Genomic DNA, 11,889 nt, shown 5'->3' with positions numbered 1-11,889 from the left:
ATTAGAGAAATTTGCTCAGCTTGTTGATTATCATAAGACTTTTCAAACTGTCGCACCTCATGTTTGAATTCGCCCATATTTAAAAATATTTGGTTTATGCATTTTTTACTCAAAAAAAATAAGGGCTGAATTAATCAGCCCTTATTTTAAACTACTTTTTAATCAACTACACATTAAGTTAATTGAGCAGCAGCAATTTTCTTAGTATCAACATCTTTAGACGCGTCAGTGTACGCATCCATTTTGTCGAAGCTTAAGTATTGATAGATGTCAGAAGACATGCTGTCAATTTGAGTTGCATATTGTTGGTATTCTTCTGGCGTAGGTAATTTACCTAATACAGCAGCAACAGACGCAAGCTCAGCAGACGCTAAGTAAACGTTTGCACCTTGACCTAAACGGTTAGGGAAGTTACGTGTAGATGTAGATACACAAGTCGTGTTTGGTGCTACACGTGCTTGGTTACCCATACATAATGAACAACCTGGCATTTCAGTACGCGCGCCAGCTTTACCATAAATGTTATAGAAACCTTCGTCCATCAATTGACGCTCGTCCATACGCGTAGGCGGCGCTAACCAAAGACGTGTAGATAAAGAACCACCTGGTACTTTTTCTAACAATTTACCCGCTGCACGGAAGTGACCGATGTTAGTCATACATGAACCAACGAATACTTCGTCAATTTTCACACCTTGAACGTCAGATAACAATTTCGCGTCATCTGGGTCGTTTGGACAGCAAAGTACTGGCTCAGTGATGGTTGCAAGGTCAATTTCATACACTTTGGTGTATTCAGCGTCAGCATCAGCTTTAAGAAGTGATGGGTTCGCTAACCATTTTTCCATGTTTTCAACACGGCGTGCCATTGTACGCGCATCGCCATAACCTTCAGCAATCATCCACTTAAGCATAGTGATGTTAGAGCGTAGGTATTCAGCAACTTTCTCTTCAGAAAGAGTGATCGCACAACCAGCAGCAGAACGTTCAGCAGATGCATCAGATAACTCAAATGCTTGCTCAACAGTAAGGTCAGTTTCCATTTCTGAAAGATCGATCTCAAGGATACGACCAGAGAAGATGTTTTTCTTACCTTTTTTCTCAACCGTTAAATCACCTTGTTGGATCGCAACGTAAGGGATTGCATGTACAAGGTCACGTAAAGTGATACCAGGTTGCATCTTACCTTTGAATTTCACAAGGATAGATTCAGGCATATCAAGTGGCATAACACCAGTTGCCGCAGCAAACGCAACAAGACCAGAACCCGCTGGGAATGAAATACCAATTGGGAAACGAGTATGCGAGTCACCACCAGTACCTACTGTATCTGGAAGAAGCATACGGTTTAACCAAGAGTGGATAATACCGTCACCTGGACGTAGTGATACACCGCCACGGTTCATGATGAAATCAGGAAGTGTGTGGTGCGTTGTTACGTCAACTGGTTTTGGATAAGCCGCTGTGTGACAGAAAGATTGCATAACAAGGTCAGCCGAGAAGCCTAAGCATGCTAAATCTTTAAGTTCGTCACGTGTCATTGGACCTGTAGTATCTTGAGAACCCACAGTTGTCATCTTAGGTTCGCAGTAAGTACCCGGAAGTACGCCTTGACCTTCAGGAAGACCACAAGCACGACCTACCATCTTCTGCGCTAAAGTAAAACCTTTTGCGTTAGCAGCAGGTTGAACTGGCGTACGGAATAATGTAGATGGCTCAAGACCTAAAGCTTCACGCGCTTTAGTGGTTAAACCACGACCAACGATTAAGTTGATACGGCCACCAGCACGCACTTCGTCAAGAAGTACTGGAGTTTTAAGTTCAGCTTCAGCAATTTGCTCGCCGTTCTTAGACGCAGTAACTTTTGCAGCAGCGTGGTCAATGTTAAGAACGATTTCGTCGCCCATGTTCATGTTTTGAACATCGATTTCAATCGGTAACGCGCCCGCATCTTCCATAGTGTTAAAGAAAATTGGTGCAATCTTAGAACCTAAGCAGTAGCCGCCATCTTTCTTGTTTGGAATGTGTGGAAGGTCTTGACCGAAGAACCAAAGTACAGAGTTAGTTGCAGATTTACGGCTTGAACCTGTACCTACAACGTCACCTACGTAAGCAACTTGGTTGCCTTTAGCGATCAATTCTTTGATTTGGCTTAAAGGACCCACTTCGCCTGGTACTTCTGGGTTAATCCCGTCACGTACGTTTTTAAGCATTGCATTTGCGTGCAATGGAATATCTGGACGGCTCCATGCGTCTTGTGCAGGTGACAAGTCGTCTGTGTTAGTTTCGCCAGTCACTTTGAAAACAGTTAATTTGATTTCAGTTGGCACGTCTGGACGGCTTGTGAACCATTCAGCGTCAGCCCAAGACTGAAGCACTGCTTGAGCATTGGCATTACCCGCTTTTGCTTTATCGGCAACGTCGTGGAATGCATCAAATACAAGAAGGGTCTTCTTAAGTGCTGCAGCTGCAAGTTCAGCAAGCTCAGCGTTGTCAAGAAGTTCAACTAAAGGAGCAACGTTATAACCACCAAGCATTGTACCTAGTAGGTAAACCGCACGTTCTTTAGAAACTAGTGGAGAAGTCGCTTCACCTTTTGCCAAAGCAGCTAAGAAAGCAGCTTTTACATAAGCAGCTTGGTCAACACCCGCTGGAACACGGTTTTCAAGCAAATCAACTAAGTATGCTTCTTCACCCGCTGGTGGGTTCTTTAATAATTCAACTAATGCAGCTGTTTGAGCATCATCAAGTGGCTTCGGTGGGACTCCGAGTGCGGCACGTTCTTCAACGTGTTGGCGGTAAGCTTCTAGCACGGTGTTATTCCTCTTTTTTAAAAAATTATTTACGATTTCCTGCTTGTATAAAGCTTCGTAAACAATATGGACAGCAAAATATTACTAAAATTCACGTTAAAAGTTAATGCGCCTAAAGTATTTGTTTGTGATGCTCATTATTTTCTATCTAAATGATGTCTAGATCGTTTATTCCATGAGCATATATTGCTGCTAAAAGCAACACAGTGTCTTTAGGCAAACTAAGTTTAAGAAGATTAGTCATAAAAAAGACAAGCGTATGTTGTCCTTTTTATTTGAAAAAATCCATTCCACCTTAGTGTACAGTACTTGATTTTATATACTGCTGAAAATTCGCCCGATCACCGACAAATTTTAAAATCATTTGATCTTCATGTAGTAAATCTACAAGGCAATCGGCAAAACGAATGGTGACCAAATAACGTTGTGCTTGCTCATCAATACAATCACGTAAGATGACCTGATCGCCACAATGCAACACATAGCCGCCTTTGCCTAAGACCATCATGCTGTGTCCATCTTCAAGTAAAAAATCATCATGATTTAAATAACCGACCACTTCCATGACTTGACTCCTTTTTTGTTGTGTTTATAGTCTTGTTATAGCCGCTTTTTTGTTTAAGTGCCAAAGTTTATTGTTGGGAAAGTTAAGCAATACAGCCCTTTTGAGTGCGCTCCATTTGAATAAATTGACCTTCTTGTTGTTGTAAGCGATAACGTGCCAAAACGGCTTCAGTCTGATCATTGACCTGTTGGTTTTGTTTACGTTCCCTATTAAAACTAAAAATGCTCTTGGCACCATCAAGAAAATTATTACCGGCCGCTTCTGCAACTAAATTTGCGCCAGGAATAGGAATAAAGTTTGCACCAGCACTCACTAAACTTCTTAATAATCCGCCTTTTTCTGGTACTTGTGAAGGTGCTTGAGATAAATTTTGTGCATACGTCATCAAATTTTGTAGGTCACGCTGATTATTTGATGCGTATACTGCCAAATCAGCACAATTGGCTTGAGCCAAAGCGGCTGCACTAATGGATTGATACTGCTGTAAGTTTGAATGTTGTAGGGCTTGTAATTCAGCCAATGCAACCTTAGATTCTGCATAAGCCGATGTGGCGAACATGCATGCGAAACAATAAAATACCCCAAGTAGAGCATGTTTAAGCTTTTGCATAATATGTATCCTTTTATGGCTACTGGTTAAAAATTAACCAATACTAAAGTATAAGGAGCTCAACACATAATCACAAAAGATCTTAAATTTTGATACAAAAAAACCGTTCCTTAGAACGGTTTGTATTCTGGGATTTCATCAAATGGGGTACTTTGACAACGCTCGGTCACCTCAGCACGAATTTTTTCACGCTTTTCACTTGGATTGTCATTGACTTGATCGCTTGATAGTTGATAGACCTCTTCAATAATTTCTAAAATAAATTTCTTGGTGGTTGGGTCTTCAAGCTTTTCAGCATGCTCAATCGCGGCTTGCTTTTCAATCGAGTTTTGACGATCAAGCATAATGGTACGTGCAGCATTACCTACACTTTTGCAATAGCCTTGCCATTGCTGTTCAGGGGTTAACGGTGGTTTTTCCGCACAACCGACCAGTGCCGCTACAATTGATAAAGTAAATAACTTTTTCATGAATCTCTCCTGTTGCAGGCTATAATAATCGAACTAAAGGCGCTGTAAAGCCTCAATAAAAAAAAGCGCTCCGAAGAGCGCTATAGCATTTAGAACTTCCAATGGTAGAACACATCCACGGCGCGCTCTAAGGCTTGACTGGCTTCAACATAAACACGCTGATTCATCTGATAACGTAAGGTCAATTTATTGACTGGGGTAAATACTCCCACGCCATAACGAATAAATAAATCAGGGGTAATATAACCGGTCACCGAAACTTGAGTGTCATCGCCTGTGCCTTGCGCATCTAAAGCTAAACCACTTAAACCAATGGTACGTCCAATTTGATTGGTTAAAGCACGCGTGCCGCCTAAGCCCATGCTAATGCCTGCCGCTGCAATGGTATTATTTACATCAGACTTAAAACCTTCTGTTTGGCTAATCCCACTATTCCCATCATTAATACGACCAGTAATTAAAGCATTTAAAGCCTCTTGTTCAGACAAGCCTGCATCATTATAGATTTGGATATTTGGACTCGACGCATTGCCTGTAACACGTAAACCCACTGTGCTGCCTTGTACCACCTTATTGGCTTCTACATCTAAACTTGGATTGGCCAGTGGTCCGTTAAAACGTGCAATCGCACGATTAAGATCCAAGCTTTGTCCATAAGCTTCAATTTTTACCCGTTTAGACACCCCAATTGCCCCATTGGCACGCATGGCTGTTTCTAAACCACGCTGTGATAAATATAAGCGTCCCAACAGTGGAATACGACTATCAAAGCCTTGGAAAATCACTTGATCACCCAATTGTACCATGACATCAGCACGTACATCCCAAGGTTTGGCTGCACGTAAAATTGCCAATTGATTCTGTCCGTCTTGCACAATACGCACGTCAGATGACACATTCACCACGGGTGCCGAAGCTTCTGGCATGGAAATCAAAGCACGTGGTACATAAATTTCACCATTTACGCTAATACGGCGCTGTGCGGGTAACACATCCATGCTAATTTCAGGATCGACGATGGCAGTAATCAAAGGCGCTTGGCGAATTAACAGATCATCACCTTTGAGTTTCAGATGAATACGTGGCTCATTACGCCAATCAATGGCACCAGTCAATTGACCGACCCCACGCCCACTGTTAAAGGCACCATTGATACTGGCTTGATTTTGACGAATTGCCGAATACAGTTGAATATTGGTTAAATTCACCGGCAAGGAAATCATGCTGATGGCGCCATCTTTGAGACGTAAATCACCATTGAGCTGTGGTGCGCTCAATGCACCTTGCACTTTACCAGCAAAGGATAAATGCCCACCAATAGAGCGCACATCCTGAATAAATGGCTTTACAATTTTCAGATCAATGTCTTTAAAAGCCACATCGCCGCTGATGTTTTTACGCGCACTATACGGATCAATCAACACATCGGCATAACCTTCACCACTGTTTTGTGTAGTGACATCTAAGCGCAGTTTTAAACCTTGTGACACGCTTTTGGCGACCACTGCCACTTGTTTATAGTTGATTTTAGATGCGTTATATTGAGGATCTTCAGCAGCTAAACCAATGCTGCCGTCTTGTGTGACTAAACGCGCATCAAGTTTAGGTTGCTGTCCTTGTGCCCATGCAGCTTTGGCATAACCATTGACTAAACCGGTAATACTCAAACCTTCTGGCATAAAGGCTGCAAAATCATCTAAATTAACGTTACGTGTGATCAAAGACACATTGCCTTTAGATGGACTGATCCGTAAGGGTTGATCGGCACACAATTGACTTTGTTGACTAACCCAACAATGCGCACCTACTAGTAACTCTTGACGGGCTTGGTTATACACCACAGCTGCATGTTGACGTTGTACTAAATGGGTTCGAAGCGAGTCAAAGTCACCTTTTTGGATTTGCCCCAGCCAATCATGATTGGCAGTAAAACCACCTGCCAACTGTACGTAAAATTGGCTTAAGCGGTTTTGTGCTTGTACTTTTAATACATGTGCATTGTATTTCCCACTTAATGAAATTTCACCTTGTTGAATTTCACGTCCACCAGCTCGCAAACCGAGTAAAGTGCCACGCATTTGTGTAGCTGTGGGGGTTGAGGTGGGTAAATCACCTTGCAGACGCATTTTTTTAATGCTCAAACTGTCATTCAAGCCAAAATCATCCACTGCTAAATTGGCGGTGGCTTTTAAGCGCGGTGCAGCTTGTACATTTAAGTTCCCATAGATTCGCCCACGTAAACCCGGATACAGCTCATATAAAGCAGGTGCATCAATACTTAAACGTAGATTTTGCGCATTGCCTGTGGCTTGCAATTGGTTATTGGCATAGGCCAAATACAAGCCATTGGCTTCAAATTGACTTGGCACAAAGCCATTGTGATCATTTTTAAGCAATACAGATAGATTGCCCTGACCACGTAGCGGCTTACCATTTAACTGACCCGTGAGTTTGAGTTGCTGTAATTGAATTTGTTTAAGTTTGTCGGTCCATATGCCTTGAGTGGTGACTTGACCGGATATATCACCTTTGACACCTGCAACAAAATACTGCGGTTTAAATTGGTTTAAAGCCGCATTGATTTTCCAACTTAAAGTATTGGCTAGATTCACTTGCCCATTGGCTGAGATATTTCCTGCAATACCACGATGTTGGAAGTGCTGAATATTTAAAAACTCTGGCGTACCCGCAATTTTAAAATTCAGCCCTCCTTTAGACACCAGCATATCACTGGCATCTAAATCCCCCTCATAATTGACGGCATAGCCTTTAAAGCCACCCCCGGCTTTTTCATCATGAAACAAAACTGCCGCTGTACTTTTCCCACTTAAACGCACGGTTTGACTTTGCTGTGTTAAGCAACCTAACAGGTTAATGTTTTGTAATTGAATAATTTGCTGGTTGGGTAAAGCATAACCTGAGGCAAGCACTTGACCATTTAAACGATCTACCGGTAAGGCGCTGGCCAAACTTTGTGGATTAAAATCCTTGGCATTTAAATTAGCGCGCCATTTGAGTTGACGTTTTTCATCGGGTAATTCCACCACTGCCGTACCATTTAAGCCACCTGTGTCAGCTTGATAGTTAAACTGCGGAATGTTTAAAATATTATTTTTAATATTGAGTAAGGCTTGATATTGCCCGGTTGGCAAAAAGCTTTGCTCATGTTGCTTAATTTCAGTTTTCACTGCAATGTTTTGCTGAGCGTCAAGCAGACTGATTTGCGCACTGCCTTGCTGACTGCTTAACCACCCCACATAAGGCATGGCACGGTCTAAATCACGCCATGCAATGTCTAAATTAAGCGGCTGTGGCTTATTGGCTTGCTGAGGATTTTGGTCGAGGTTAAGCTGCCATGTTTCATCGCGATCAAAATCTACATCCGCAGTTAAATGCAGTCCATTTTCCAACGTACCTTTTGAAGCAATTGCAGCATCTAAACTCGGCGGTAGAAAATCTTTGACCACCTGTGGAATAATGGGGTCCTTCGGGTTAATTTTATCTAAGCGCCCTTGTAGATCCCAAGTCACTTGATTTTTCCAACTGACCACACCGGCTAAATTGACCGCGCCTTGCATCACTTGCCCATTTAGAGCATGGATGTCAATTTGATTGACAAAGTCGGTAAACATTGACGCCGTATATTGACCTTTTGGAATATCCTTTCCAGTTAAATCGGTGTTTAAATCAATGCCTAAACCTTGCGCATTACCGTTAAACTTTGCAATGCCTTTTTCTGCAAATAATTTTTGTTCGGTTAAAAATGGCAAGTGATATTGTGCAAATTTTAGTGCCCCAAACATAGGCACATTTTTACGTACCGGATGCACCACCACCCAACCGGTCAATAAATCAGGATTACGGGTTGCTACACCAGCTTGAATACTGTCTAAGCTGCCTGTGGCCACCACCTGAATATCATGGATATTTAGACTGTTGTTCAGGCTGGGTAAATTAACCAAAGCAACCACATCTAAAGGATATTTGTCTTTAAAGTCGATACTGCCGGTGGCATTTTTGACCAACAAATAACCCATGCTGACGTTGGTGTCGGCAAATTCAAGTTTAGTGTCTTGCCATAGAGCATCGTTAATGATGGCATCGTAAAAATTCACTTGCGTGCCACTTGATGTTTCAATCAACAAATGGTCTAAATCAACATGATCAACACGCAATACAAACGGCAGACGAATTGGGTTGAATTTAAACGGCTCATCACTGGGTGGGTTTTTGGTGATGATTTGTAAATTTTGCACATCAGCGCGGCTTAAATGAATTTCCTTATTTAAAATCGCTCGCCATCCTAAATTCACATCAGCACGGTCAATTTTGACATCCACGGCGGCAAGATTGAGCGCCACATTACGTAAAATTAAGCCCTGCCACAAATTACCGCCTTCATATTCATAGCGAATAATCTGTTGACGTTCCAACACCCGATCCAACAAAAATTGACTGCCTGCATTGGTTGAAAACATCACCACCAAAGCGGCCCCAAGCAGTAAAAAAATCAATAAAATTGAAACCAAAATATTGCGTAGTGTATTGCGCTGCTTTGGCGTGACGTCTGTGTTGGTGTCTAAATGTGGCATATTGTTTTGCTTACCCTAAAGCCTATAGTGCAGAGCCAATAAAGAAATGAACGCGAATTGGATGGCCGTCATCTGAAATACCAGACGCGACATCAATACGAATCGGACCAATTGGAGATGCCCAGCGTACCCCAACCCCAACCCCATATTCGGTTGGGTTACTAAAGTCTTTGTCATAGGCATTACCTACATCACTAAAGACAGCTGCACGCCAACCCGGTTTAAATTGATAATTATATTCCAATGATCCAATCCCTAAGGCTTGCCCACCAATTTTATAGCCATCGGCAATTGGGGATAAACTCTTATAGTCAAAACCACGAATGGTTTGGTCGCCTCCGGTAAAGTAGCGTAAATTATAAGGAATGTCTTTAAATTCATCTACCACGATATAACCGGCTTGGGCACGCCCCACCATTTGATGGTTTTCATTGATGCCCCATGAATATAAGCCATGCCATGTGGCATTTAAAATGGCAATATCGGTGTCGGTGAGTAGATTTTCACTGCCAATTTCGGCTTTATAGGTTTGTTTAAAACCTTTACTTGGATTCACACGACGATTGGCTAAGGTTTGCGAGACTTCATACCCAAATAATAAAGATTCTTGCTCAGGGCTGGATAAAAACTGAGCATAGGTATCTTGACTGGTATCTTGTCCCACAATGCCTTTTTCAGTCAGACGGTCTAAACGATAACGTGTCCCAAAGGTATGTTGCCAACTGCCGCGTGGGTTTTTAATAATACGATCAGCACCCAATACTGCAGATTCAATTACTAAACTACCATTGGTGGCGACATCATCACGTTGTTCACGCTCATACCCGCCCACCAAACTAATATAGTCATTTAACGGGTGCTTATACGGAATACTATAACGCCCATCAATTGATTGACGAATTTCAGACAGCTCTAAGTTGGCATCAAAAGAATGGCCGCGTTTATTAACAATCGCACGGCGGTACTGCCCACGAAAACGTACCCCCGTATCTGTTCCATAACCCAAACCGGCCTCTACAGTATTCAATTGATCGGCATTTAAGGTCACCAAAACTGGAATTTTTTTGTCTTGTTTGGCTTGTATACGTAATTGCTCTTTTTCTTGTTGTTGAGTCATTTGCTGGGTTTGCAAACGGGCTAAATTGTCTTGATCAATCCCATCTGTAGTACCAGCAAATTGGTTTTCATCCACCACATTTTGCGTCACTTGCGTCGGGGCATCGGCAACTGCTTTGACTTTGGCCTGCAGTTGCGCTTGGGTGGCTTGTTCAGTATCAACCAAAGCTTGTAAATCAGGAGCTAACTCTAACTGCTTTTCTACAGGATCTGGGATCACAGCATCTACAGATGTATAATTAAAATAACGCGAATTGGTTAAAGCATTGGCCAATGAATTTACCCGCCAAAATGTATAATCATCCCCATCTTGCCATACCACCATACTGTGTAAGATATCCAGATCTAAAGGGAAATCTTGGTTCGGGTCGCTCATACGAAAAACCGGCTGGGCCAGCTGATAACGATCACCGGTTTCATAACGTAAATTGATATCAGCGGTTTGTTGGGGCTGCGTTACTTTGACATCATGTAAGCGCCAATAGGCATCAAAATATCCATTATTGCTTGCAGCAGTGACGATCTTTTCTTTGGTGACTTCATATTGACCATGATGAAAAATATCACCTTCAGTCAATTCAGGTAAAACCCCAATGACACGAAATTGTGATTGATTGGCACCTGCTCCACTAAATTCAATGTTCTGATTGTTAACTAAAACCGGACGTTTAGGTGTAACCTCGACCCCCACTTTAGTGGGACTCAGCTGACTAAAACGAAATTCCGCCTCGTAAAAACCCACTGCTTGCGCTGCTTGATTGGTTAAATTACGCAATTGCGGCAAAGCCGAATTAAAATCTGCAAATGATTCTTGGGTAAAGCTCGATAGTTTTGCTTCAATATTGCTGGTCAGTTGCTCTAGCGCTTGAGCATAGGCTTGTTCGCTCAACCCTTCAGGCTTGGTCTCTTGCTTAAGTTTAACTTCAGCACTAATGCGTGGCACTTGACTGGCGGCATTAACATTACTAGGCCTTACTCGATTAACTAAACGTTTAAACAAGCCCGGCCTAACCTCTTGGGCACGTGTGTTTGCTACACTTGTATCGCCAATTGAGGCACCTGTACGATTTGCCTCAACCACCACGTCACGATCAGCTTGAATACTTTTTATTAAAGCATCCACCTGTACATCTGCTTGCTCAATCTCAATCACATGCTGCGTGCTTAAAGGCGCATCTGCTGTTTGTGTTTGACTGGCACGATAAGCCTGTGCCTCTTGTTTGGCCTGCTCTGCAACCTGGTAAATCTCATTCATCAAAGCTTGATCAACAGGCATGGGTGCAAGTGCCTCTAAATCATCAAAATTTAACGCAGACATCTGAGCAATTGGCTGATCATTGTTTGGTGCTTGAGCTGGATGAACACCGTCTGCTGCTGTGATCAATTCAGGAGCAGCTGTTTGCCTAGGCGCTACATTTTGCGACTTGAGTTGGAGCGTGGCATTGCTTAAGGTGTCAGCTGCGTAAGTATTATAAGGTAATATCAGTAAACTGCAGCATAGGGTATATGATGACAATACAGGTAAACTTACGCTTAAGGTTGACTGCTTTAATTGAATTCTGGCACGCATAGACCACTCAAAGTTTCATTATTGATTATAGAAAAATCACCCATACGTCACACATCACAACGTATTTTATGGATTTTTCATTGATTTGAGAAAAAAATATCATACATGATTTTACATCCAGATAAATCATACACTCACATTTCTTCACTCAAT

General features: G+C 42.2%; 6 protein-coding genes. All 6 read right to left on the bottom strand.

Translation table 11 applies throughout. From position 1 onward, the window contains the following. Nucleotides 1–173: 173 nt before the first annotated feature. The 6 genes from Q0Z55_RS09875 to Q0Z55_RS09850 all read right to left on the bottom strand — a co-directional run bounded on the left by Q0Z55_RS09875 (nucleotide 174) and on the right by Q0Z55_RS09850 (nucleotide 11,736). Entirely contained in the window at nucleotides 174–2,813 is a 2,640-nt protein-coding gene (locus Q0Z55_RS09875) for a bifunctional aconitate hydratase 2/2-methylisocitrate dehydratase (RefSeq protein ID WP_297427798.1), read from the bottom strand. 295 nt (nucleotides 2,814–3,108) lie between these two features. Beyond that, complete coding sequence (locus Q0Z55_RS09870) at nucleotides 3,109–3,378, bottom strand: hypothetical protein (RefSeq protein ID WP_297427795.1); 270 nt, start codon at nucleotides 3,376–3,378, stop codon at nucleotides 3,109–3,111. Between the two features lie 82 nt (nucleotides 3,379–3,460). After that, nucleotides 3,461–3,988: a hypothetical protein gene (locus Q0Z55_RS09865; RefSeq protein ID WP_297427792.1), complete on the bottom strand. Its 528-nt coding sequence runs from the start codon at nucleotides 3,986–3,988 to the stop codon at nucleotides 3,461–3,463. A gap of 110 nt (nucleotides 3,989–4,098) precedes the next feature. Further along, nucleotides 4,099–4,458 carry a hypothetical protein gene (locus tag Q0Z55_RS09860; protein ID WP_297427788.1) on the bottom strand — a complete coding sequence of 120 codons (360 nt, stop codon included), beginning with the start codon at nucleotides 4,456–4,458 and terminating at the stop codon, nucleotides 4,099–4,101. 89 nt (nucleotides 4,459–4,547) lie between these two features. Then, complete coding sequence (locus Q0Z55_RS09855; RefSeq protein ID WP_297427785.1) at nucleotides 4,548–9,050, bottom strand: translocation/assembly module TamB domain-containing protein; 4,503 nt, start codon at nucleotides 9,048–9,050, stop codon at nucleotides 4,548–4,550. Between the two features lie 22 nt (nucleotides 9,051–9,072). Further along, nucleotides 9,073–11,736 carry a BamA/TamA family outer membrane protein gene (locus Q0Z55_RS09850; RefSeq protein WP_297427783.1) on the bottom strand — a complete coding sequence of 888 codons (2,664 nt, stop codon included), beginning with the start codon at nucleotides 11,734–11,736 and terminating at the stop codon, nucleotides 9,073–9,075. Nucleotides 11,737–11,889: the final 153 nt, after the last annotated feature.

This window comes from uncultured Acinetobacter sp. (assembly GCF_947626835.1).
GTDB lineage: Bacteria > Pseudomonadota > Gammaproteobacteria > Pseudomonadales > Moraxellaceae > Acinetobacter.
The sequence above is the reverse complement of the archived record's forward strand: the minus strand, read 5'-3'. Positions and strand labels throughout refer to the sequence as shown.